This is a genomic window from Blattabacterium cuenoti (assembly GCF_014251335.1).
Taxonomy (GTDB): Bacteria; Bacteroidota; Bacteroidia; order Flavobacteriales; family Blattabacteriaceae; genus Blattabacterium; species Blattabacterium cuenoti_G.
Window position 1 is genome coordinate 395,386 of the sequence record NZ_CP059186.1, and the last position, 23,720, is coordinate 419,105.

At 27.4% G+C, this 23,720-nt stretch carries 37 protein-coding genes and 1 pseudogene; 1 reads left to right on the forward strand and 37 read right to left on the reverse strand.

Features of this window, described 5'->3' with window-relative positions; genetic code table 11:
- Positions 1-21: 21 nt before the first annotated feature.
- The 36 genes and pseudogenes from H0H73_RS01855 to rplM form a co-directional block, all read right to left on the reverse strand.
- Positions 22-1,017 carry a DNA-directed RNA polymerase subunit alpha gene (locus tag H0H73_RS01855; RefSeq protein ID WP_185851945.1) on the reverse strand — a complete coding sequence of 332 codons (996 nt, stop codon included), beginning with the start codon at positions 1,015-1,017 and terminating at the stop codon, positions 22-24.
- A gap of 24 nt (positions 1,018-1,041) precedes the next feature.
- Positions 1,042-1,650, reverse strand: coding sequence for a 30S ribosomal protein S4 (gene rpsD / locus H0H73_RS01860; RefSeq protein ID WP_185851946.1), 609 nt, complete (start codon positions 1,648-1,650; stop codon positions 1,042-1,044).
- Positions 1,651-1,662: 12 nt separating this feature from the next.
- The gene (gene rpsK, locus H0H73_RS01865; protein WP_185851947.1) at positions 1,663-2,049 is read right to left on the reverse strand and encodes a 30S ribosomal protein S11; all 387 of its coding nucleotides are present in this window, start codon (positions 2,047-2,049) and stop codon (positions 1,663-1,665) included.
- Between the two features lie 2 nt (positions 2,050-2,051).
- Positions 2,052-2,432 (reverse strand): 30S ribosomal protein S13, encoded by a 381-nt coding sequence (rpsM, locus tag H0H73_RS01870; protein ID WP_185851948.1) that lies wholly within the window; start codon positions 2,430-2,432, stop codon positions 2,052-2,054.
- A 6-nt stretch (positions 2,433-2,438) separates the two neighbouring features.
- Complete coding sequence (gene rpmJ / locus H0H73_RS01875; RefSeq protein WP_185851949.1) at positions 2,439-2,555, reverse strand: 50S ribosomal protein L36; 117 nt, start codon at positions 2,553-2,555, stop codon at positions 2,439-2,441.
- Positions 2,556-2,573: 18 nt separating this feature from the next.
- Positions 2,574-2,789 carry a translation initiation factor IF-1 gene (infA, locus tag H0H73_RS01880; RefSeq protein WP_014726678.1) on the reverse strand — a complete coding sequence of 72 codons (216 nt, stop codon included), beginning with the start codon at positions 2,787-2,789 and terminating at the stop codon, positions 2,574-2,576.
- A gap of 72 nt (positions 2,790-2,861) precedes the next feature.
- The gene (gene secY / locus H0H73_RS01885; RefSeq protein ID WP_185851950.1) at positions 2,862-4,244 is read right to left on the reverse strand and encodes a preprotein translocase subunit SecY; all 1,383 of its coding nucleotides are present in this window, start codon (positions 4,242-4,244) and stop codon (positions 2,862-2,864) included.
- A 9-nt stretch (positions 4,245-4,253) separates the two neighbouring features.
- A pseudogene (rplO, locus tag H0H73_RS01890) lies at positions 4,254-4,726 on the reverse strand (50S ribosomal protein L15).
- Positions 4,719-5,228, reverse strand: a complete 510-nt coding sequence (gene rpsE / locus H0H73_RS01895) for a 30S ribosomal protein S5 (RefSeq protein WP_202983666.1) — start codon at positions 5,226-5,228, stop codon at positions 4,719-4,721. The pseudogene rplO and the gene rpsE overlap by 8 nt, the downstream one beginning before the upstream one ends.
- A gap of 14 nt (positions 5,229-5,242) precedes the next feature.
- On the reverse strand, positions 5,243-5,566 hold the full coding sequence (rplR, locus tag H0H73_RS01900; RefSeq protein WP_185851952.1) for a 50S ribosomal protein L18: 324 nt from the start codon (positions 5,564-5,566) through the stop codon (positions 5,243-5,245).
- Positions 5,567-5,580: 14 nt separating this feature from the next.
- Positions 5,581-6,126: a 50S ribosomal protein L6 gene (gene rplF / locus H0H73_RS01905; protein ID WP_185851953.1), complete on the reverse strand. Its 546-nt coding sequence runs from the start codon at positions 6,124-6,126 to the stop codon at positions 5,581-5,583.
- Positions 6,127-6,141: 15 nt separating this feature from the next.
- Positions 6,142-6,525, reverse strand: a complete 384-nt coding sequence (gene rpsH / locus H0H73_RS01910) for a 30S ribosomal protein S8 (RefSeq protein WP_185851954.1) — start codon at positions 6,523-6,525, stop codon at positions 6,142-6,144.
- 14 nt (positions 6,526-6,539) lie between these two features.
- The gene (gene rpsN, locus H0H73_RS01915) at positions 6,540-6,809 is read right to left on the reverse strand and encodes a 30S ribosomal protein S14 (RefSeq protein WP_185851955.1); all 270 of its coding nucleotides are present in this window, start codon (positions 6,807-6,809) and stop codon (positions 6,540-6,542) included.
- On the reverse strand, positions 6,802-7,362 hold the full coding sequence (gene rplE, locus H0H73_RS01920; protein WP_185852498.1) for a 50S ribosomal protein L5: 561 nt from the start codon (positions 7,360-7,362) through the stop codon (positions 6,802-6,804). The genes rpsN and rplE overlap by 8 nt, the downstream gene beginning before the upstream one ends.
- A gap of 8 nt (positions 7,363-7,370) precedes the next feature.
- Entirely contained in the window at positions 7,371-7,592 is a 222-nt protein-coding gene (gene rplX / locus H0H73_RS01925) for a 50S ribosomal protein L24 (protein ID WP_185851956.1), read from the reverse strand.
- 11 nt (positions 7,593-7,603) lie between these two features.
- On the reverse strand, positions 7,604-7,975 hold the full coding sequence (gene rplN, locus H0H73_RS01930; protein ID WP_185851957.1) for a 50S ribosomal protein L14: 372 nt from the start codon (positions 7,973-7,975) through the stop codon (positions 7,604-7,606).
- 8 nt (positions 7,976-7,983) lie between these two features.
- A complete protein-coding gene (gene rpsQ, locus H0H73_RS01935) occupies positions 7,984-8,268 on the reverse strand; it encodes a 30S ribosomal protein S17 (protein ID WP_185851958.1) in 285 nt (94 codons plus the stop codon).
- Positions 8,249-8,458, reverse strand: coding sequence for a 50S ribosomal protein L29 (gene rpmC, locus H0H73_RS01940; protein ID WP_185851959.1), 210 nt, complete (start codon positions 8,456-8,458; stop codon positions 8,249-8,251). The genes rpsQ and rpmC overlap by 20 nt, the downstream gene beginning before the upstream one ends.
- Positions 8,455-8,874, reverse strand: a complete 420-nt coding sequence (gene rplP, locus H0H73_RS01945) for a 50S ribosomal protein L16 (RefSeq protein WP_185851960.1) — start codon at positions 8,872-8,874, stop codon at positions 8,455-8,457. The genes rpmC and rplP overlap by 4 nt, the downstream gene beginning before the upstream one ends.
- An 18-nt stretch (positions 8,875-8,892) precedes the next feature.
- The gene (rpsC, locus tag H0H73_RS01950) at positions 8,893-9,597 is read right to left on the reverse strand and encodes a 30S ribosomal protein S3 (protein ID WP_185851961.1); all 705 of its coding nucleotides are present in this window, start codon (positions 9,595-9,597) and stop codon (positions 8,893-8,895) included.
- 5 nt (positions 9,598-9,602) lie between these two features.
- The gene (locus H0H73_RS01955; RefSeq protein ID WP_185851962.1) at positions 9,603-9,974 is read right to left on the reverse strand and encodes a large ribosomal subunit protein uL22; all 372 of its coding nucleotides are present in this window, start codon (positions 9,972-9,974) and stop codon (positions 9,603-9,605) included.
- A gap of 6 nt (positions 9,975-9,980) precedes the next feature.
- The gene (rpsS, locus tag H0H73_RS01960) at positions 9,981-10,265 is read right to left on the reverse strand and encodes a 30S ribosomal protein S19 (RefSeq protein ID WP_185851963.1); all 285 of its coding nucleotides are present in this window, start codon (positions 10,263-10,265) and stop codon (positions 9,981-9,983) included.
- A gap of 12 nt (positions 10,266-10,277) precedes the next feature.
- Positions 10,278-11,102: a 50S ribosomal protein L2 gene (gene rplB / locus H0H73_RS01965; RefSeq protein WP_185851964.1), complete on the reverse strand. Its 825-nt coding sequence runs from the start codon at positions 11,100-11,102 to the stop codon at positions 10,278-10,280.
- Positions 11,102-11,401, reverse strand: coding sequence for a 50S ribosomal protein L23 (locus tag H0H73_RS01970; protein ID WP_238784347.1), 300 nt, complete (start codon positions 11,399-11,401; stop codon positions 11,102-11,104). The genes rplB and H0H73_RS01970 overlap by 1 nt, the downstream gene beginning before the upstream one ends.
- Before the next feature lie 32 nt (positions 11,402-11,433).
- Positions 11,434-12,069, reverse strand: a complete 636-nt coding sequence (rplD, locus tag H0H73_RS01975) for a 50S ribosomal protein L4 (protein ID WP_185851965.1) — start codon at positions 12,067-12,069, stop codon at positions 11,434-11,436.
- Positions 12,060-12,692 (reverse strand): 50S ribosomal protein L3, encoded by a 633-nt coding sequence (gene rplC / locus H0H73_RS01980; protein WP_185851966.1) that lies wholly within the window; start codon positions 12,690-12,692, stop codon positions 12,060-12,062. The genes rplD and rplC overlap by 10 nt, the downstream gene beginning before the upstream one ends.
- A gap of 3 nt (positions 12,693-12,695) precedes the next feature.
- The gene (rpsJ, locus tag H0H73_RS01985; RefSeq protein WP_012840772.1) at positions 12,696-13,001 is read right to left on the reverse strand and encodes a 30S ribosomal protein S10; all 306 of its coding nucleotides are present in this window, start codon (positions 12,999-13,001) and stop codon (positions 12,696-12,698) included.
- Between the two features lie 29 nt (positions 13,002-13,030).
- On the reverse strand, positions 13,031-15,124 hold the full coding sequence (gene fusA, locus H0H73_RS01990; protein WP_185851967.1) for an elongation factor G: 2,094 nt from the start codon (positions 15,122-15,124) through the stop codon (positions 13,031-13,033).
- Between the two features lie 6 nt (positions 15,125-15,130).
- Positions 15,131-15,607, reverse strand: a complete 477-nt coding sequence (gene rpsG, locus H0H73_RS01995) for a 30S ribosomal protein S7 (protein WP_185851968.1) — start codon at positions 15,605-15,607, stop codon at positions 15,131-15,133.
- Positions 15,608-15,614: 7 nt separating this feature from the next.
- On the reverse strand, positions 15,615-15,992 hold the full coding sequence (gene rpsL / locus H0H73_RS02000) for a 30S ribosomal protein S12 (protein WP_185851969.1): 378 nt from the start codon (positions 15,990-15,992) through the stop codon (positions 15,615-15,617).
- 76 nt (positions 15,993-16,068) lie between these two features.
- Positions 16,069-16,896, reverse strand: a complete 828-nt coding sequence (gene map, locus H0H73_RS02005) for a type I methionyl aminopeptidase (RefSeq protein WP_185851970.1) — start codon at positions 16,894-16,896, stop codon at positions 16,069-16,071.
- A 7-nt stretch (positions 16,897-16,903) separates the two neighbouring features.
- A complete protein-coding gene (gpmI, locus tag H0H73_RS02010; protein WP_185851971.1) occupies positions 16,904-18,454 on the reverse strand; it encodes a 2,3-bisphosphoglycerate-independent phosphoglycerate mutase in 1,551 nt (516 codons plus the stop codon).
- A 14-nt stretch (positions 18,455-18,468) separates the two neighbouring features.
- Positions 18,469-19,290, reverse strand: a complete 822-nt coding sequence (gene tsf / locus H0H73_RS02015) for a translation elongation factor Ts (protein ID WP_185851972.1) — start codon at positions 19,288-19,290, stop codon at positions 18,469-18,471.
- Complete coding sequence (gene rpsB, locus H0H73_RS02020) at positions 19,287-20,012, reverse strand: 30S ribosomal protein S2 (RefSeq protein WP_185851973.1); 726 nt, start codon at positions 20,010-20,012, stop codon at positions 19,287-19,289. The genes tsf and rpsB overlap by 4 nt, the downstream gene beginning before the upstream one ends.
- A gap of 25 nt (positions 20,013-20,037) precedes the next feature.
- A complete protein-coding gene (rpsI, locus tag H0H73_RS02025; RefSeq protein WP_185851974.1) occupies positions 20,038-20,415 on the reverse strand; it encodes a 30S ribosomal protein S9 in 378 nt (125 codons plus the stop codon).
- Between the two features lie 8 nt (positions 20,416-20,423).
- The gene (rplM, locus tag H0H73_RS02030) at positions 20,424-20,870 is read right to left on the reverse strand and encodes a 50S ribosomal protein L13 (RefSeq protein ID WP_185851975.1); all 447 of its coding nucleotides are present in this window, start codon (positions 20,868-20,870) and stop codon (positions 20,424-20,426) included.
- A 212-nt stretch (positions 20,871-21,082) separates the two neighbouring features.
- Here rplM and dnaK point away from each other — a divergent pair, with 212 nt between their 5' ends.
- On the forward strand, positions 21,083-22,990 hold the full coding sequence (dnaK, locus tag H0H73_RS02035; protein ID WP_185851976.1) for a molecular chaperone DnaK: 1,908 nt from the start codon (positions 21,083-21,085) through the stop codon (positions 22,988-22,990).
- Between the two features lie 26 nt (positions 22,991-23,016).
- On the opposite strand, the gene H0H73_RS02040 is transcribed toward dnaK, so the two are convergent.
- Entirely contained in the window at positions 23,017-23,697 is a 681-nt protein-coding gene (locus tag H0H73_RS02040) for a phosphatidylserine decarboxylase family protein (RefSeq protein WP_185851977.1), read from the reverse strand.
- Positions 23,698-23,720: the final 23 nt, after the last annotated feature.

The window sequence follows — 23,720 nt, forward strand, 5'->3', positions numbered from 1 at the left end:
AGTAATTTTATCTATAATTCTTTATAATTTCAATTGAAATTCTTCTATATTCATTCCAAAATACAAGCCTTTTTCCTTCATTTTACTTTCTAATTCATCTAATGATTTTTTTCCAAAATTTCTCATTTTCAACATAGTATTCCTACTACAACTTACTAAATCTGCTATGGTAGTTATAGAAGCTGATTTTAAACAATTTTTAGTACGAACAGATAAATCCATCTCACTTAACTTAGATTTTAATAATGTTCGCATTCGCATAAATTCTTCATCATATTTTTTATCTTTATTAATTTCTTCTTGTTTTTTTTCACCTATTTTCTCATAAGAAAAAATAGAAAAATATTGAATCAATATTTTTGAAGCTTCCATTAAAGCTAATTTTGGACAAATAGAGCCATCTGTTTTAATTTCCAATGAAAGATTTTCAAAATCAGTTTTTTGCCCTACACGACAGTTTTGTATTGTGTATTTCACATTTTTAATAGGAGTATAAATAGAATCTATAGGAATAGTTTCAATTGAAACATCATCACTTTTTTTATTTTCTTCTGCAGTAACATAACCTCTTCCTTCTTCAATAGTAAAACTTATTTCTAAAGGAATTAATTCATCTTTATTACAAATAATTAAATCATCATTTAAAATCTGAAATCCAGAAATAAAATTATTTAAAATTTTTCCTGTAACTTGTTTTCCATGATTTATATAAGCATTCACTGTTTCTTTATAAGTTCCTGATGTTTTTTGCTTAAAACGGATTTTTTTAAAATTTAAAACTATTTCAGTTACATCTTCAACTACTCCTTCTATAGTAGAAAATTCATATTTAACACCTTTAATTCTAATAGAAGTAACTGCAAATCCTCTTAAAGAACCTAATAAAACTCTTCTTAACGCATTTCCCAATGTAATTCCATATCCAGGTTCTAAAGGTTTTAAATGAAAAATTCCTTTATATTCCGAAAACTCGGATATCGCAATTCTATCGGGTTTTACAAAATCTATAATAGCCATACAATTGATTTACTACTATTTTTTTTATTTTGAATATAATTCAACAATTAATTGCTCTTTAATATTTTCAGGTATTTGTATCCTTTTTGGGATTGTTCTAAATATACCAAACATATTTTCTTCATCCAAAATCAACCATTCCACCAATGGTCCTGTTTTTTCATGTATAGAATTTAATATTACAGGATGTTTTTTAGATTTTTCTTTTATTTCTATTTTATCTCCTGGTTTTAATCTGAAAGATGGAATATTAACCACTTTATGATTAACGATAATATGTCTATGAGAAATAATTTGACGAGCAGAAGACCGAGATGGGGCAAATTTTAATCTAAAAACTATATTGTCTAAACGACTTTCACATGCTTGTAATAACAATTCTCCAGTTATCCCTTTTTTTCTTGCCGCTTCAAAAAATAAACTTTCAAATTGTCGTTCCAATATCCCATAAGTATATCTTGCTTTTTGTTTTTCAATTAATTGAATAAAATATTCTGAACGTTTTCCTCTACGACGACTACTTCCATGTTGACCAGAAGGATATTTTCTTCTTTCAAAATACTTATCCTCTCCATAAATACATTCTCCAAATCTTCTAGAAATTTTGGTTTTAGGTCCTATATATTTTGCCATAATTTTTTTATCTTATACTCTCCTTCTTTTAGGAGGACGACAACCATTATGCGGTAATGGAGTAATATCTTTGATAATTGTAACTATAATCCCAGAATTACTCAATGCTCGTATAGCCGCATCTCTTCCTGCTCCAGGACCTTTAACTTTGACTTCCACTTTTTTGATTCCAGCATTTAATCCTTCTTTTGCCACATTTTCTGCTACTATTTGAGCCGCGTATGGAGTATTTTTTTTTGATCCTTTAAAATTCATCTTTCCAGCAGAAGACCATGCAATTACATCACCTTTTTTATTTGTTAAGGTTATAATAATGTTATTAAAAGTAGCTTGAATATGAGCTTCCCCTACAGGATCTACTACTACTGTTCTTTTTTTCCCTGATGATGATTTTACCATATCTATTTTGTGACTTTCTTCTTATTCGCTACAGTTTTTTTTCTTCCTTTTCTAGTTCTACAATTATTTTTTGTTTTTTGACCTCTTAATGGTAAACCTTTTCTATGTCTAGTGCCAATATAACAACCTATATCCATCAATCGTTTGATATGAAATTGTATTTCAGATCTTAATTCTCCTTCAATTTTTATATGATCAGATATATACTTTCTAATTTTACTAATCTCATCATCAGACCAATTTTCTACTTTTTTATTCTCATTTATTCCAATAAAATGGAGAATTTTTTTAGATAAACTTTTTCCTATTCCATATAAATAAGTAAGACCAATAATTCCTCTTTTAGATCTTGGAAGGTCTACACCTGAAATTCTTACAGACATAAAGATCTAACCTTGTTTTTGTTTAAATCTAGGATTTTTTTTATTAATAATACGTAGACGTCTTTTTCTACGAACAATTTTACAATTTTCAGTTCTTTTTTTTAAAGATGCTCTTATTTTCATAACATGATTAAATTTTACTTAATATCTATAAGTTATTCTTCCTCTTTCTAAATCATAGGAAGACATTTCTAATCTCACTTTATCTCCTGGTAATATTTTTATGTAATGCATTCTCATCTTTCCTGAGATATGAGCTTTAACTATACATCCATTTTCTAATTCAACACGAAACATTGCATTTGGAGATGATTCAATAATGGTACCATCAACTTCAATATGCTTTTGTTTAGCCATATAATATATAATATAATTTGTATATATTTATAAAATAAATAATATACATAATATACACAAAAAATTATTATTTTATTTGATATATCTATTACTACGATATTTCATCATCATTAATCCATCATAATGATAATTTAATAGATGTATATTAACTTGTTGCGAAATATCTAAAATTACTCCTACTACAATTAATAATGAAGTCCCTCCATAAAATAATGCAAAATTTTGGGTAAATCCCATACGAAAAACCATAGATGGAAGTATAGCAATTATTCCCAATAAAACAGCTCCAGGTAATGTTATTTTTGATAAAATATAATCTATATATTCAGCGGTTTCTTTTCCAGGTTTAATTCTAGGTATATGCCCTCCATTTCTTTTTAAATCATCAGCCATTTGATTCACTGGAATTGCAATAGCTGTATAAAAAAAAGTAAAAATTATAACTAATATAAAAATAGTTAAATTATACCATAATCCATAAATATCTTGAAAAAGATGAAAGAAATTTTTAATCTTAATGTTTTTTATATAATCAGAAAAAGTTAATGGAAATAACATAATAGCTTGAGAAAATATGATAGGCATTACTCCAGCTGCTGTCATTTTGAGTGGAATATACTGATGTTTTTGATGAATTAATTGAGAATCCAATCCTAAAGATTTGTAATGAGAAACGTATTGTACTGGAATTTTCCTAACAGCTTGAATAATGATAACAGAAAATAAAATAACTAATAACCAGAATAAAAACTCAAGAAATAAAACGATTAACCCTCCATTACCTATTTCTAATTTACTAAAAATTTCTTTGTTAATAGCATCTGGGAAACGTGCAATTATTCCAGACATAATAATTAGAGAAATTCCATTACCTATTCCTTTATCCGTTATTTTATCTCCCAACCACATGGTAAATAAAGTTCCTGAAGTTAAAATTATTATTCCTATAATCCAAAACATACTTTTTCCATAAAAAGTATTTAAATCAATTAAATAGGCAGTTTTGGAAGAATAAAAAGGAATAAATTGATGAGTTAAAGAAATAAGATATACAGGAGCTTGAATCAAGCATATTCCTACAGTTAACCATCTAGTGATAAAACTAATTTGTTTTCTCCCACTTTCTCCATCTCTTTGCAATCTTTGTAAATAAGGAATAATTATGCACATCAATTGTATTATAATAGAAGCGGATATATAAGGCATAATCCCCAAAGCCAGAATAGATGCACGATTAAAAGCTCCTCCTGTAAAAGAGGATAAAATTTGCATTAATCCCTTAGAACCTGAATTTAATTTTTCTAAAAAATCGCTAATACCTAAAGGATTAATGCCTGGAAGAGGAATATAAGCACCAAAACGATATACTAATAATAAACCTAAAGTAATTATTATTTTTTTCCGCAATTCTTTTACATTCCAAATATTATAAAAAGATGTTATAAAATTATCCATAATATTTTTTCATATGAATATAGCTTCTCCACCTGCTTTTTTTATAGAAAGTAAAGCTTTTTTACTAAATTGATAGGCATGTATCTTCAATGGAAGAAGAAGTTCTCCTCTTCCTAAAATTTTTATGAAATCGTTTTTTTTAGCTAAATTATTTTTTATAAAAAATTCTTTATTAAGAATATTTTTTTCTTTTTCCTGTTTTTTATTAATACGATTTTGAATCGTATCTAAATTAATCCCAATAATTTTTTTATCCTTACTCCTTCTAATAAATCCAAATTTAGGTATTCTTCTTTGAAGAGGCATTTGTCCTCCTTCAAATCCTTTTTTTTTAGAAAAACCAGATCGAGACTTTGCTCCTTTATGTCCTCTTCCACAAGTTCCTCCCTTTCCTGAACCTTGTCCTCTTCCCAATCTTAATTTTTTTTTTTAGATCCATTGTTTGGATGTAAATAACTAATATTTAAATAATTTTTATCCATCGTATACTTTTTTTGTAGTAATTCCTCTCTGTTTTGCTATAATATGAACATCTCTCATATTGCTTAATGCTTTTATCGTTGCTTTTATGACATTATGATGATTAGAGGATCCTTTAGATTTAGATAAAACATTTCTCAATCCTGCAGCTTCAAGAACTGCTCTTAGAGGGCCTCCTGCAATAATTCCTGTTCCGTCAGAAGCTGGTTTAATAAGAATATGAGCTCCTCCATATTTAGCCTCTTGTTCATGAGGTATAGTTCCATTGGAGACACATACTTTACAAAGATTTCTTTTTGCTTGTTCTCCGGCTTTATGAATAGCATCAGGAGCTTCTTTAGATTTTCCGAAACCATAACCTACTATCCCATTTTCATTTCCTTTAATAACAATAGCGCTAAAACTGAAATATCTCCTTCCTTTAGTAACTTTGCACACTCTTGTTACTCCAACTAATTTTTCTTTTAACTCTAATCCTGTATGTTTTATTTTCCTTTCAGACATATCAGACATATTTTTTAAAATTCTAATCCTATTTCTCTAATCCCCTCAGATAAAGATTTAATTCTTCCATGATACAAATATTTTCCTTTATCAAATACTAATTTTTTTATTTTCAATTTTTTTGCTCTATTTCCTAACAATTTACCAACTTCATAAGCTAATTCTGTTTTGTTTTTTTTATATTTATAGAATTCTTTTTCTGTTGAAGAAGATGAAACCAAAGTTTTTCCGGATAAATCATCTATTATTTGTGCATATATTTCTTTATTACTTCTGAAAACGGAAACTCTAGGCCTATTAGAATCTCCAAAAATTTTTTTAAATTTTTTATTTTTCATTATCGTAAAATTATTTAAGCGGATTTTCCTGCTTTTCTTCTAACTTTTTCACCAAAATATCTTATTCCTTTTCCTTTATAAGGTTCCGGAACTCTGAAAGATCTAATTTTTGCAGCAATTATTCCTAATAATTGTTTATCATGAGATTTTAAAATAATAACAGGATTTTTACCTTTTTCAGATTGTATTTCTATATTAATCTCTTTAGGAAGTTGCATCATAATATTATGAGAAAAACCTAAATTTAAATCTAAAATGTCTCCACTATAAGAAACCCTATATCCAACTCCTATTAACTCCAATCTTTTTTGAAATCCTTTTGAAACTCCTATAATCATATTTTTGATTAAAATATGATATAACCCATGTAAAGATTTAGACTTTTTATCTTCTTGATTTCTAATAATTAATAATTTATTTTGATTCAAATCAAATTGAAATCCTTTTGGAATTTTTTCACTTAAATTTCCTAAAGACCCTTTTACTAATATTTCATTACTAATAATTTGTACACTTACATCTTTAGGAATGAAAATAGGTTTTTTCCCAATTCTAGACATTTCTTAATTATTTTATCAAAATACATAACATAATATTTCTCCTCCTACTTTTTTCTTTCTTGCCTGTTTATCCGTAAGAATTCCACTAGAAGTAGAAATTATAGCAATACCTAATCCATTTAATACTCTGGGTATATTTTTATATTTACAATATTTTCTTAATCCTGGCTTACTGATTCTAATAATTTTTTGGATAACAGATATTTTTTTTTTATAATACTTTAAAGCTATTTTAATTATTTTTTTATTTTTTTCTATTCTATAATCTAAAATATATCCACCTTCTAATAAAACACAAACAATTTCTTTTCTTATTTTAGAATATGGAGCTTCGATAAGCTTATGTTTCGCTAAACTAGCATTTCGAATTCTAGTTAAAAAGTCCGCAATTACATCCATATATAAATTTTTCGCTACCAACTTGCTTTTTTTACTCCAGGAATAAGTCCTTGAGAAACTAAATTCCTAAAAACAATACGAGATATTCCAAATTTACGCATATATCCTCTACACCGACCAGTAATAGAACATCTATTTCTTAAACGAACAGGAGAAGCATCTCTTGGTAATTTTTGTAATAATTCATAATTTCCAGCTTTTTTTAAGGCTTTTCTTTTACTTGCATATTTTAAAACCATTTTTTCTCTTTTTCTTTGTCTAGCTTTAACAGATTCTTTAGCCATTTTTATTTTTTTTAAAAGGTATTCCAAATAAAGATAAAAGACTTTTAGCTTCCTCATTTTTTTTTGCAGAAGTTACGAATGTAATATTCATTCCCATATTTTTTTTAATTTTATCAATATTTATTTCAGGATAAATTACTTGTTCTATAATTCCCATATTATAATTTCCATGATTATCAAAACTACTTTCTTTCACACCATTGAAATCTCTTACCCTAGGTAAAGAAACAACAATAAGTCTTTCTAAAAATTCGTACATTTTTATTCTTCTTAATGTTACTTTTACTCCTATAGGCATTCCTTTTCTAAGTTTAAATCCGGATTCATCATGTTTAGAATAACAAAAAATGGCTTTTTGTCCCGTTATATCTGTTATTTCATTCATAGAATAATCTATGATTTTTTTATCTAAAATAGATGAACCAACTCCTTGATGAACTACTATTTTTTTTAACTTGGGTACTTCCATAACAGAACTATATCTAAATTTTTTCATCAAATCAGGAACTATTTTTTCTTTATAAAGTTTTTGTAATTTAGCTTGATAACTCATTTTCATTTTTATTCAATTTTTTTCAAATTAGATAAATGTATGGGAGCTTCTTTTTCTACAATTCCACCTTTAGGTTGTTTTGGAGTAGGTTTAGTATGTCTTTTAATCATATTTATTCCACGTATAATAGCTTTATTTTTTTTATAAAAAACTTTTACAATTATCCCTTCACTTCCTTTATGATTCCCTGATAAAACAAATACTTTATCTTCTTTTTTTATTTTTTTCATAAAAATATTTCTTACAAAACTTCTTGTGCTAAAGAAATAATTTTCATATATTCCTTTTCTCTAAGCTCTCTTGCTACTGGACCAAAAACTCTTGTTCCCATTATTTCTCCAGAGGCATTAATTAATACGCAAGCATTATCATCAAAACTTATGTAAGATCCATCTTTTCTTCTGGTTCTATTTTTTGTTCTAATTACTATAGCTTTACAAACTTGTCCCTTCTTAACAGTACTTCCTCCAGAAATAGCTATTTTCACAGTAACTACTACTGTATCCCCCAACGAAGCATATCTTTTTTTAGTACCTCCCAAAACTCTAATAATTAAAACTTCTTTAGCTCCTGTGTTATCCGATACTTTACACCTAGATTCTTGTTGTAACATAATCAATATCAATTAGATTTTTCCAATATATTGACTAATCTCCAACATTTTCTTTTACTCACTGGACGTATTTCCATAATACTTACTTTATCTCCATTTTTAGATATATTTTTTTCATCATGAACCATGTATTTTTTATTTTTTGTAATACTTTTTCCATAATATTTATGTTTCACTTTTTTGACTTCATATACAACAATAGTTTTATCCATCTTATCACTGATAACTATTCCTTGTCTTTGTTTTCGAATATTTCGAATTTTTTTATCAGATTTATATTCTTTTTTTATCATTTATTTTTTTGTTATATTGAGTCTTCAATCTGGCAATATTTTTTCTAATTAATCTAATTTCCATAGGATTTTTGAGCATTTTAATATGATGATTAAATTTCATATTCTGGTAATTTTTTTGATTCTGATCAATTTTCTTTATCAAATCGTAATTTGATAAATTTTTTCCATCTAAATTTAGACTATTCATAATTTTATTTCATTCGAAAAAATAAATTTCATTTTTATAGGGAGTTTTTGAGCGGCTAACCTTAATGCTTCTTTAGCTATATTCATATCAACTCCGTCTATTTCGAATAATATTCTTCCAGGTTTCACAACAGATACCCAAAATTCAACAGGACCTTTTCCTTTTCCCATACGTACTTCTTGTGGTTTTTTTGTAGCAGGTTTGTCCGGAAAGATATTAATCCATAATTTTCCTTCTCTTTTCATATATCTCGTAGCAGCAATTCTTGCCGCTTCCAATTGTCTAGAAGTTATCCAGGCTCCTTCCAAAGCTTTAATTCCATATAACCCTCTAGAAAGAAGAATTCCTTTTTTAGCTTTACCACGAATTCTTCCTTTTTGTTTCTTTTTATATTTTGTTCTTTTTGGTTGTAACATATAATATATATACGGATTTCATTTATTTTTTTTTCTATTAAAATGATAGGGTTTATGACTTCTTTGTTTTTTTTGAATTCCTAACAATGGGGATAATTCTCTTCTCCCGTATATTTCTCCTTTCATTATCCACACTTTAACTCCTATACTTCCATAAACAGTGTGAGCAACTGCCATATGATAATCTACATCAGCACGAAAAGTTCCAAGAGAAATTCTTCCTTCTTTATAAGTTTCACATCTTGCCATTTCTGATCCATTAAGTCTTCCAGAAATTTGAACTCTTATTCCTTGAGCATTCATTCTCATACCAGAAAGAATGGATAACTTAATTGCTTTTTTATAAGAAATACGATTTTCTAGTTGTCTTACCAAACTTTTGGCAACTAATGGAGCATCTAATTCAGGCCTTTTAACTTCAGAAATATTGATTTGAACTTCTTTTTTAGTAAGTTTTTTTAGTTCTTTTCTTACTGTATCTACTTCATCCCCCCTCTTTCCTATAACAAGAGCAGGTCTTGATGTTCTAATTGTAATTGTAATGAATTTTAAAGTTCTTTCTATAAAAATACGAGAAACTATTCCTTTCGGAAGTCTTGCTTCTATATATCTTCTTACTTTGAAATCTTCTTTTATTCTATCCTTATAATTATTACACCAACTAGACTGCCATCCTGTTATAATACCAAGACGATTAACAATTGGATTTGTTTTTTGTCCCATAAAAATTATGTTTCTTTTTTCTTATCTAAAAAAACTGTAATATTACTTGATCTTTTTCTGATTCTATGTCCTTTTCCTTGAGGAACAGGGCGTAATCTCTTTAATGTTTTTCCTTGATTAACTCTAATTTCTTTTATATATAAAAATTCTTTTTTTTCGGAATAAAACTGATTGTGTTTGTTTTTCCAATTAGACAGTAAAGAGAGAAGTAATTTCTTGAAAAAAAAAGAAACTCTTTTTTTACTACTATAATTTAATAAATCTAAAGCTCTATATATTTCCTGATTTCGAATTAAATTTGCAATCAATCTCATTTTTCTAGGAGAATTTCTCACACCATTCAAAGAAGCTGAAACTACACTAGTTTCCTGTTTCATATTTTACTAATTTTTAATTTTCAACTTACTTTTAGATCCAGCGTGTCCTTTAAAAGTTCGAGTAGGAGCAAACTCTCCGAGTTTATGTCCAATCATATTTTCCGTTATATATACATTAATAAATTGTTTTCCATTATGAACTGCAAAAGTTTGCCCTACAAAATCAGGTAAAATCGTGGTAGGTCTAGACCAAGTTTTAATTACAACTTTTTTATCTGATTTAAGATTATTCAAAACTTTCTTGTATAATTGTTGAGAAACATATGGTCCTTTCTTCAAAGATCTTGACATAATTATAAAATTTTATTTTTTTCTTCTTTGTAAAATATATCTGTCAGAATATCGTTTTTTAGAACGAGTTCTAAATCCTTTGGCAGGTTTTCCTTTTCTATTTCTAGGTATCCCTCCTGAAGCTTTCCCTTCTCCACCTCCCATTGGATGATCTACAGGATTCATAGCAACTCCTCGTGTTCTAGGTCTTTTTCCTATATGCCTTTTTTTTCCAGCTTTTCCATATGTTTCTAATTGATGATCAGGATTAGAAACAATTCCAATTGTTGCCATACAAGTGGTCATTATTATTCTAACTTCTCCAGAAGGAAATTTAATTGTTGCATATTTATCGTCTCTTGCAAATAATTGCGCAAAAGATCCTGCACTTCTTGCAATTTTAGCTCCCTGTCCTGGTTTAAGCTCTATACAGGATATATTAGTCCCTAAAGGGATATCACTTAAAAAAGTAGAGTTTCCTATACTGAAAGGAATATTTTTACCAGAAATAACTTTTTGTCCTACTTTAAATCCTTCCATTGTTACAATATATCTTTTTTCTCCATCTTCATAATGGAGTAAAGAAATAAAAGAAGACCGATTCGGATCATATTCTATAGATTTTACAACAGCAGAAATACCAAATTTTCTTCTTTTAAAATCTATTATTCGATATTTTTTTTTATGACCACCTCCAAAATAACGCATGGTCATCCGTCCTACATTATTCCTTCCTCCAGATTTACTTTTTCCTTTTACCAAAGTTTTTTCAGACTTACAATTTGTAAGTCCATCAAAACAATTTACAATCCTAAAACGTTGACCTGGTGTTGTAGGTTTTAATTTTTTGACTGACATTAGATTTCTTTTTTATTTAAAAAATCAATTTTTTGATTTTCAAAAAATTGAACAGTCGCTTTTTTTAGCTTATTAGTTCTTCCATAAAGAAATCCTTTTTTAGTATATTTGGATTTATTTTTTCTAGGGTTTATCATCGTCCTTATATTTTTTACCGAAAACCCAAATAATTTTTTTATCTCTTTTTTAATTTGAGTTTTATTACAATTTATGTCTACAGAAAAAGTATAAAAACTATATTTCTCTCCTTTATAAGATTTATCTGTGATAAAAGGTTTTATTAAAATTATACGATCCATAAATATTGTATTTAATATTTATATATATATTATCATATATATATAGATAACAATTGATAAATTTTCTTTATAGAGTTTTCAGAAAGAATAATATATGAAAAATTTATCAGTGAGAAACAATCTAATTCACTTACACTTAATAATTTAAAATTATTCAAATTTCTAGAAGATAAATATAAGTTTTTATTCATATCTCCAATTATCATTAATGATTTCTTATTTGTTAATTGTAAGGATTTTAATAAATTTAAAAAGAATTTAGTTTTTGGAGTATTTAATTTTAAATCTTCTATAATCATAATTTTGTTCTGCACCAATTTTTGTTCTATAATAGATTTTTTTACTATATTCCTAGTACGTTTGTTTAATTTTATTATATATTTTCTTGGTTTAGGCCCAAAAACCCTTCCTCCACCTCTAAAAATAGGATTTTTTATATCACCTTTTCTAGAACCTCCAGTTCCTTTTTGTCTGTGTAATTTTTTAGTGCTTCCAGATAATTCTCCTCTTTCTTTAGATTTATGTGTACCTTGACGTTGAGCTAATAAATATCTTTTTATTTCTAAATATATAGAATGACGATAAGATTTTTTAAAAAAAATATCATCACGAAACTCTATTTTTTTATCAGTATAATTACCTTTTGTATCTAAAACTTTTAGTTCCATTCTTTTTTTTGAATCATTAAATATGAATTTTTATTTCCTGGGACTGAGCCTTTTAAAATAATGATATTATGATCTAGATTTATTTTTAATATTTTTAAATTTTTAATAGTTACACTTTTTTTTCCCATTTTTCCGGCCATTTTTTTTCCTTTAAAAACACGTGATGGATCAGATCCAGCTCCTATTGATCCTGGAGCTCTTAAACGATTGTGTTGACCATGAGTACTTTCTCCTACTCCTGAAAAATTATGTCTTTTAATTACACCTTGAAACCCTTTTCCTTTAGAAATCCCTTTTACATTTACTAACTCTCCTTCTTTAAAAAGATCGATAGTTATCAAACTACCTAAAATAAAGTCGGATACTTTGTTTGTTTTAAATTCCAATAATTTTTTTTTTGGAGATAATCCCGCTTTTTTAAAATGATTCAATAAAGATTTATTAGTCTTTTTTATTTTCTGATCATCTATCCCCAATTGAAGAGAAGAATAACCGTCTTTTTCTATTGTTTTTATCTGAACAATATAACATGGTCCCACTTGCATAATCGTACATGGAACATTTTCTCCATTTCTCAAAAATATACTAGTCATTCCTATATTTTTTCCTATTAATCCAACCATATTTTACACTTTTATTTCTGCTTCCACTCCACTGGGTAATTCCAATTTCATTAATGCATCTACTGTTTTAGATGAAGCATTATGAATTTGTAAAAGTCTTTTATGAGTAGGAAGAAAAAATTGTTCTCTTGATTTTTTATTTACATGAGGAGAACGTAATACTGTAAATATTTTTTTTTCAGTAGGCAAAGGAACTGGTCCATTCAATACTACTCCTGTAGGGAGTACAGAATTTACAATTCTTTCGGCCGATTTATCTAATAAATTATAATCATAAGACTTTAATTTAATTTTTATATCATGACCCATAGTGTATCAATTTTTTTCTACTATTATTTTTATTTTTTATTTCCCATAATTATATTATCTATTACATTTTCAGGAACTGTGTCATAATGAGAAAATTCCATAACAGAAGTTCCTCTACCGGAAGAAAGAGTTCGTAATACCGTTACATATCCAAACATTTCTGATAAAGGAACTAAAGCTTGAATTACTTTTATATTATTTTTACTATTCATATTTTGTACAATTCCTCTTCTACGATTTAAATCCCCTATTATATCTCCCATATTTTCTTCTGGAATTAAAACTTCCAATTTCATTATTGGTTCTAATAAAACCGGTTTAGCTTTTTTAGCCGCTTTTCTAAAACCTAATTTACCTGCTAATTCAAAAGATAGTTGATCAGAATCAACAGAATGATAAGATCCATCTAAAACGGTAACCTTAGCACTATCTATTTCATATCCAGATAAAGGACCATTTTTCATCATTTCTTTAAATCCTTTTTTTATAGAAGGAACGTATTCTTTTGGAATATTTCCTCCTTTTATTTTATTAATGAAAACTAAACCAGATTCACCTATACTTCCAGGTTCTAATCTGAACAAGATATCCGCATATTTTCCTCTACCTCCTGTTTGTTTTTTATAAATTTCTCTATGTTCTACTAGATCTGTTAGGGCTTCTTTATATTCTACTTTAGGTCTTCCCTGATTCACTTCAACTTTAAATTCTCGTTTCATTCTATCCACAATTATTTCTAAATGAAGTTCTCCCATACCGGAAATAATAGTTTGACCTGTATAATTATCCGTTCTTACTTGAAAAGTAGGATCTTCTTCCATTAATTTTGATAAAGCTAAACTCATTTTATCTATATCCGATTTGTATTTAGGCTCAATAGCCAATCCAATGACCGGTTCAGGAAACAATATTTTTTCTAATAAAATAGGATATTTTTCATCACATAAAGTATCACCTGTTTTAATATCTTTAAACCCCACTACAGCTGCTATATCTCCAGCTCCAATTTGGTCTACTGGATTTTGTTTATTTGCATGCATTTGATATATTCTAGAAATACGTTCTTTATTTCCTGATCTAGCATTAAAACTATAAGAACCGGATTCTATTTTTCCAGAATAAACTCTGAAAAAAGCTAATCTTCCAACAAAAGGATCACTTGCAATTTTAAAAGCTAAAGCAGAAAAAGGTTCATCTTCACTAGGTTTTCTTTTTTCTGTTTTTTTATTAATAGGATTGACCCCCACTATGTCCTTAACTTCCAAAGGAGAAGGTAAATATCTACATATAGCATCCAATATAGCTTGAACTCCTTTATTTTTAAAAGAAGATCCACATAAAATAGGAATAACTTTCATTTTAATAGTATTTTTTCGTAAAGAAAAAATAATATCCTCTTGTGAGATAGAAGAATAATTTCCGTACAAAAATTTTTCCATTATTACATCATCATATTCACATAATGTTTCAAGAAGTTGATTTTTATAATCATAAACTATATTTTTCATATTCTCTGGAATAGGAATTTTCTGATATGTCATTCCATAATTTTTTTCATCCCATATAATAGCCTGATTTAATATCAAATCTATAACCCCTTTAAAATTATCTCCAATGCCAATAGGTATTTGTAAAGGAACTGAATTTGCTCCTAATATTTTTCGTATTTGAGAACAAACATTAGAAAAATCAGCCCCTTGACGGTCCATTTTATTAACAAAAGCTATTCTAGGGATCTCATATTTATCTGCTTGTCTCCATACAGTTTCAGATTGAGGTTCAACTCCATCTACTGCACTAAATAAAACAACCATTCCATCTAAAACCCTCATAGATCTTTCTACTTCTACAGTGAAATCCACGTGTCCTGGAGTGTCTATAATATTAATTTGATATTTTTTTTTATTATATCTCCATTCACAACATGTAGCTGCAGAAGTTATAGTTATTCCTCGTTCTTGCTCTTGTTGCATCCAATCCATAGTAGCCGCACCATCATGAACTTCTCCTATTTTGTGATTAATCCCTGTGTAAAATAAAATTCTTTCTGTGGTAGTAGTTTTTCCTGCATCAATATGTGCTGCAATTCCTATATTTCTTGTATATTTTAAATCTTTTGCCATAAATAACTAAAATCTAAAATGCGAGAAAGCTTTATTAGCTTCGGCCATTTTATGAATATTTTCTTTTCTTTTTACAGCTTCACCTTGTTCCTGAAAAGCATCCCATATTTCATATGCTAATTTGTTCGCCATTGTTTTTTCATTTCTAATAAAAGCACAAGATATTAACAATTTCATTGCTTTTGTTATTTTGCTATTAGAAGAAATAGGAACAGGAACTTGAATATTGGATCCTCCCATACGACGACTTCTAACTTCTACATGAGGCATTACATTTTTTAATCCTTCTTTCCATATTTCTAATGCAGATTTTTCTTCTTTTTTTTTGATAATCTCTATTTTTTCCATAGCATTATAAAATATGTTATAAGCTATATTTTTTTTACCATTTTTCATTATATGATTAACAAAACGTGTTACTAGAGGATCATGAAATTTAGGATCGGGAAAATATACTTTTTCTTTTCTTTTAACTTTTCTCATTAATAGTTTAATCTTTTTTAGCTATTTTAGCACCATATTTACTTCTACTTTTTTTTCTTCCATTCACTCCGGCAGTATCTCTAGCACCCCGTACTATTTTGTATTTTACACCTGGTAAATCTTTTACTCTTCCTCCTTTAACTAATACTATTGAATGTTCTTGAAGATTATGTCCTTCTCCTGTAATATAACTGATTACTTCTCTTCCATTTGTAAAACGAACACGAGCTACTTTTCGCATAGCGGAATTGGGTTTTTTTGGTGTAGTAGTATAAACTCTGGTACAGACTCCTCTTTTTTGAGGACAAAATTCCAAAGCCACAGATTTCCGTTTTTTAGAAACAGAAGTCCGTCCTTTTCTAATTAACTGCTGTATAGTAGGCATATCCTATATTTAAAATGCAAATTATGCTATTTAATAATAAATTACAAAACTTAGTTATCAAAAAAATTAATTAACATTAAAGATTATCAATATAAATTTTATGATTTTGAAAAGATTTTTCTTCTAATGATTTAATATTAAGTTCTTTATAAATATAACGAAAAGTTGAAAGTAAACAAGGACATCCATCTACAATAGCTACATTATGTTCATAATGAGCTGAAATTTTATTATCTAAAGTGGTTATTGTCCATCCATCTTTATGGAAAACAATTTTAGATGATCCCATATTTACCATTGGTTCTATAGAAAGCACTAATCCTTCTTGTAATTTAACTCCTGTTCCTTTTTTTCCAAAATTGGGGATTTTAGGATCTTCATGCATATTTTTTCCTAATCCATGACCTACAAGATCTTTTACTACATTAAAACCGTTTTTTTCAATATAAGATTGGATCGAATAACCTATGTCTCCTATACTATTTCCATATTTACAATTGGATATTCCAATGTAAAGAGATTTTTTAGAACAATTTAAAAATTTTTTTGTTTCACGAGATACTTTTCCAACCTCAAAAGTATAAGCATGTTCTCCATAAAATCCATTCATATAAACTCCACAATCTATAGATAATATATCACCTTCACATAAGGGGTCTTGATTTGGAATTCCATGCACAACTTGATAATTAGGAGAGACACACAAAGTATTTGGAAAATTATATAATCCTAAAAAAGCTGGTTGACCACCATGATCACGAATGAAACTTTCTGCAAGTTTATCTAAATAAAGAGTATTAACTCCTGGTTTGACTTTTTTAGCCAACATTCCTAATGTTTTAGAAGCTAAAAATGCACTTTTTTTGATTAAGATTATTTCTTCAATAGTTTTTAATTGTATCAAAACGTAATTATTTATTAAAATATTTTATAATCATGGAGGTTCCACTCATAATTTTAGGAATAGGTAAATTCATTAATTGTAGAATAGTAGGAGCTATATCAGATAATACTCCTTCTTTTTTTAAAAAAAGATCTTGTTTTTTTATATCTTTATCTAAAAGAATAAAAGGAACTAAAGATGTGGTATGAGCAGTATGAGGAGAGCCATCTGGATTGATCATATAATCTGCATTTCCATGATCCCCTACTATAATAACTGTGTATGAGTTTTTTATAGCTTCTTCAGAACAAGATTTTACACATTTATCAACAAATTCACATGCTTGTATTGTTTCTTTCATTTTACCAGTATGTCCTACCATATCTGGATTCGCAAAATTTAGACAAATAAAATCGGACTGTTTCCTTTTTAATTCAGGAATTATTTTTTTTAGAATATTCTTTGCACTCATTTCGGGTTTTAAATCATAAGTAGGAACTTTAGGAGATTTGCATAAAATTCTGATTTCTTTATTAAAGGGTATTTCTCTTCCTCCTGAGAAAAAAAAAGTTACATGTGGATATTTTTCTGTTTCAGCTATGCGGATTTGTTGTTTTCCTTCTTTCTCTAAAATTTCCCCCAAAGTATCTGATAAATATTCTTTTTTAAAAAGAACATGAATTCCTTTATATTTAGGATTAAAACAAGTCATAGTTATATAATAAAGTAAATTTAGTTTTTTAACCTCTGAAAAAAGAATACTATTTCCCGTAAGAAGCTCTGTAATTTGTCTAGAACGATCAGGACGAAAATTAAAACAGAAAACAACATCTCCATCCTTTATTTTTGATATAGGTACTTCTTTTTCATCGACAATTATTAAAGGAGATAAGAACTCATCTGTTACTCCTTTATGATAGAGTTCTTCTATAGACAAAATGATATTTTTAGTATAGGTTCCTTTTGAATAAACCATTGCATCATATGCTTTTTTAGTTCTATCCCATTTATGATCACGATCCATTGAATAATATCTACCAATAACAGAAGATAATTTTCCAACATATTGTTCAGTGATATTCAAAAGTTTTTTTATATAAAAAATACTCCTCTTTGGAGGAGAGTCCCTACCATCTGTAAAAACATGTATAAAAACATCCTTTATTTTTTTTTTATGAGCTATTTTAAGTAAATAAAAAAGATGATTCATATGTGAATGTACTCCTCCATCAGATAATAATCCAATAAAATGAATTCTTTTTTTAGAAATAGATATTTCATTAAAAAAAACATTGATTTTTTTTATCAAAAAATTGTTTTTTATAGAGGAATTAATTGTCTCTAAACTTTGAGTAACCTTACGTCCAGATCCTAAATTAATATGGCCCACTTCAGAATTTCCCATTTGTCCTTTTGGTAATCCAACATCACATCCTGATGCTTTTAATTTACTATAAGGATGATTTTTATAACAATAATCAATAAATGGAGTAAAAGCTTGTTCTATAGCAGAAGAATAATAATTTTGGGAAGAAGAAAGCCCCCAACCATCCAAAATGATTAATATCAATTTTTTCATTGAATTTTATAGTATTAAATACTTACTCTTTTAAAAATATTTATTTTTAGATTTTGATTATGTTGATTTAAATATTCTTGAACAGTTATTTTACTGTTTTTTATAAATTTTTGATTAAGGAGAGTGTTTTCTTCTACAAATTTATTGATTCGACCTTGAAGTATTTTTTCTTTTATAGAATCAGATTTATTTCTATTTTTTTTTTGAACTTGCTCTTTAATAATTTCAGTTTCTTCATTCATTAATGAATTGGGTATTTCTTTTTTACTAATTGCTATAGGATTCATCGCAGCTATATGCATTGCTATATCCTTCGCTACATATATATTTATTTTAGTAGAAAAACCAACTAATACTCCGATTTTATTTGTATTGTGAGTATAATTCATAATAAATGGAGAATTTATTTTTTCAAAAATTTTTAATTCTAATTTTTCCCCTACAACTCCCATCTTATTTACAATCATTTCCTGTATATTTCCGTGTTCATTATATGAATTACATAAAAAATCGTTTTTATTATCAAATAAAAACGATTTTTTTGCAAGCGCAGATAAAAAATCCAAGAATTCGGAACTTTTGGATAAAAAATCAGTTTCACAACTAATTCCTATAATTGTTCCGATACAATAATTTAAATTAACAGAAGCAATAATCGCCCCTTCTTTCATTTTATATGAAGAACGATTCATTGCTACTTTTTCTCCTTTTTTTCTTAAAAAAAGGATAGCTTTATCAATTTCTCCATGAGAAAGGATTAACGCTTTTTTACAATCCATTATTCCAATCCCTGTTATTTTTCTAAGTTCATTAATTTTTTGTACAGAAATTTTCATAATTTTTTATTTATAAAATTCTTCTCTTCACGTTCACTTCTATTAATAGAAATTCCATGTTGAATTGCCTCTGATACAAATTTCAAAATAATATCTATAGATTTAGAAGAGTCATCATTAGAAGGAATTGGATATTGAACTTCATTAGGATTTGTATTAGTATCTACCATAGCAAAAACAGGTATTTTTAATTTATTAGCTTCAGTTAGAGCAATTTTTTCTTTATTTGGATCCACCAAAAAAATACCACCAGGTATATGATTCATATTTGAAATACTTCCTAAATTTTTATATAATTTTGCGTATAATCGATCAATTAATAATCTCTCCTTTTTAGATAAAGTGTCAAAAGTCCCATTTTTTTTCATTTTTTCTATATTATTCATTTTTTTTACAGACTTACGAATTGTTGTGAAATTTGTAAGCAATCCACCCAACCACCTTTCTGTTATGCAAGGCATATTTATACTTTTCGCATAATAGAAAACTTTTTCTCTAGCTTGAGCTTTGGTCCCCACTAACAATATTTTTTTTCCATTTTTTGCAATTTTTTTTAACCCATCACAAGCTTCCTCTAATTTTAAAATTGTTTTTGATAAATCTATGATATGAATCCCTCCTTTTTTCATAAAAATGAAAGGCCGCATATTAGGATTCCATTTTCGTGCAATATGCCCAAAATGAACACCAGCTTTCAATAAATCCTGAGTATTTATTTTCATTATGTCTTTATAATTTAATTTTCTTCTAACGTTTTGAAAATTGGTACTTTTTTCTAGCTTTTTTTTGACCAAATTTTTTCCTTTCTACTTCTCTAGAATCACGTGTCAATAATCCTTCATATTTTAGTTTACTTCGATTTTTTATATCAAATTGACAAAGAGCACGAGATATTGCGAGCCGAATCGCTTCTGCTTGTCCGTTAAATCCACCTCCAAAAACTTTCACATCGATATCAAACTGACTCAGTTGTTTGATTATCTCAATAGGGTATAGTATTTTTTTATGAAGATATTTTGGAAAATATTGATTTAATTTCTTAGAATTAACAGTTATTAATCCGTTTCCTATTTTTAAATAGATACGTGCAAGAGATCTTTTTCTTCTTCCTATAGTATGTATCATAGTTATCTTTATTTCAATAAAATAGGTTTTTGAGCTTTATGTTTATGTTCAGATTTTGGATAAACATATAAATTTTTCAATATCAATCGGCCTAAACGGTTTTTAGGCAACATTCCTTTAACTGATTTATATATTATATTTCTCGAATCTTTATTTAATAAATTTTGAATGGGAATCATTTTTCTACCACCTGGATATCCGGTATGATAAATATATTTTTTATCCTTCCATTTTTTTCCAGTAAGTTTAATTTTATTAGAATTAATAACGATAACATGATCTCCACAATTTATATGAGAAGAAAAAAAAGGTTTATGTTTTCCCATTATAATACAAGCAATTTTTGTAGATAATCTTCCTAAGATTTGATTGGTTGCATCTATTATGATCCAAGATTTTAATTTTATTATGGAACTTTCTTTAGCAGAAATTGTCTTGAAACTCAAAAAATCCATATTATTTTATTTTATTTCATCAATATAAGAAATTTTAAAAATTTTAATGTTAAATGTTGATAAATGACTTTTTGTCATAAAAATTTTTTTTCATAAAACCTTTTTATTGTCATACCCTCTATTCCCTTTATTTATTAAAGTTTTATTTTCATTATGGCATAATGATTGGAGTGCTATTGAATGAAATTAACATATGAAAAAACGTAATAAAAATGAGTAAAATTATAGGTATAGATTTAGGTACAACAAATTCTTGTGTTTCCGTTATGGAAATCAATGATCCTGTTGTTATCCCTAATTCAGAAGGAAAAAGAACTACTCCATCTATAGTCGCTTTTGTAGAAGGAGGAGAAAGAAAAATAGGAGATCCCGCTAAAAGACAAGCGGTAACTAATCCGCAAAAAACTATTTTTTCAATCAAAAGATTTATGGGAAGAATGTACTCAGAAGTCACTGAGGAACTTAAACATATACCTTATAAAATAATAAAAGGAGGGAACAATACTCCTCGTGTTGATATAGAAAAAAGATTATATGCTCCACAGGAAATATCTGCAATGATTTTACAAAAAATGAAAAAAACAGCTGAAGATTATCTAGGAGAAGAAGTTAACAGAGCCGTAATTACGGTACCTGCTTATTTTAACGATGCACAAAGACAAGCAACTAAAGAAGCTGGAGAAATAGCAGGATTAAAAGTAGAAAGAATTATAAATGAGCCTACTGCTGCTGCTTTGGCTTATGGTTTAGACAAAAGCAATCAAAATAAAAAAATTGTTGTATATGATTTAGGAGGTGGCACTTTTGATGTTTCTATCCTAGAATTAGGAGATGGAGTTTTTGAAGTTTTATCTACTAATGGGGATACTCATTTAGGTGGAGATGATTTTGATCAAGTTATCATTAATTATTTAGCAAATGAATTCAAATCAAAAGAAGGATTAGATCTAAGAAAGGATCCTATGGCTTTACAACGTCTGAAAGAAGCATCTGAAAAAGCTAAAATTGAGTTATCTTCTTCAAATCAAACCGAAATAAATCTTCCGTATATTACGGCAACAGAATCAGGACCTAAACATTTAGTTTTAACCTTAATTCGTTCAAAATTTGAACAATTATCAGAAAAATTAATACAAAGGTCCATTGACCCTTGTTCTAAAGCATTGAAAGATGCAAATTTAACAACTAAAGATATAGATGAAGTAATTTTAGTAGGAGGATCTACTCGTATGCCAAAAGTACAAGAAGAAGTGGAAAAATTTTTTGATAAAAAACCTTCTAAAGGAGTGAATCCAGATGAAGTTGTAGCTGTTGGAGCTGCTATACAAGGGGGAGTATTAACAGGAGATGTACAAAATGTGTTATTATTAGATGTTACTCCTTTATCTTTAGGAATTGAAACTTTAGGAGGAGTATTTACTAAACTTATTGAATCTAACACGACAATACCTACTAAAAAATCAGAAATTTTTTCTACCGCATCTGATAATCAATCGGCAGTAACTATACGTGTAGGACAAGGAGAAAGATCTATGTTTAATGATAATAAAGAAATAGGTCGGTTTGACTTAGTAGATATACCACCAGCACCTAGAGGTACTCCTCAAATTGAAGTAACTTTTGATATAGATGCTAATGGTATTCTGAATGTTTCAGCAAAAAATAAAGGAACAGGAAAAGAACAATCTATACGTATTGAAACTTCTTCAGGTTTGAATCAAGAAGAAATAGAAAAAATGAAAAAAGAGGCAAAAGAAAATGCTCAAAAAGATGAAAAAATAAAAAAAGAAATTGAAAAATTAAATACAGCAGATAATCAGATTTTCCAATCTGAAAAACAATTGAAAGATTATGAAAATAAATTGTCTGAAAATAATAAAAAAAATATAAAAGATTCTTTAGAAAAGTTAAAAAATGCTCATTCTAAAAAAGATTTCATTTCTATTGATAATTATATGAAAAAATTAAACGAAGCTTGGAACAATGCTTCTCAAGAAATTTATAGCACAGAGAATACAAATAAAAATAATCAATCAAACAAAAAAGAGAATGAAAATGAAGAAAAAAGTAGCAAAGGTAATGAAAATGTACAAGATGTAGATTATGAAGAAGTAAAATAAAAATTGAGAAAGGGAGTATATTATGATTATGATGGAACAGTAGAAATTATAGTTTCTCCTCCAGTAACTTTTTCTCCCTTTTTCACTAAAATTATAGAGTTTAATGGTAAAAAAATATCAACTCTGGATCCAAATTTAATAAATCCAAGTTCATCTCCTTTTTTTACGATGGTATTTTTTTTTGCATAAAGAACAATGCGTCTAGCTAAAAAACCAGCTATTTGTCGAAATAATATTTTATTTCCTTTACTAGTTTTCACAACTGTTGTTGTGTGTTCATTATATGATGAAGCTTTAGGAAGCCAAGCTATTATATATTTTCCAGGATGGTATTTTACATAAACAATTTTTCCAGAAACAGGAAACCTGTTAACATGTACATTGAAAGGAGACATAAAAATAGAAATACACATACAATTTTTTTTTAAAAATTCATTTTCGAAAATTTTTTGTATATTCAAAATTTTTCCATCAGCAGGAGAAACAATTATTTCTTGATTATAATTTTTTTCATGAATTTTATATAAAAAATTTCTTTTCGGATTTCTAAAAAAGAAAATCAGAAAAAGATAAAAAAAAATAAAAAAAATTGATAAAAAAATACAAATCAATCTAGATAATAAAAAGTAAGAAAAGATTACTAATAATAATATTATTACTAATGTATATCCTAAAAATATAATTCCTTCTTTATGAATAGAAATCATGATTGAAAAATTTTATTTATACA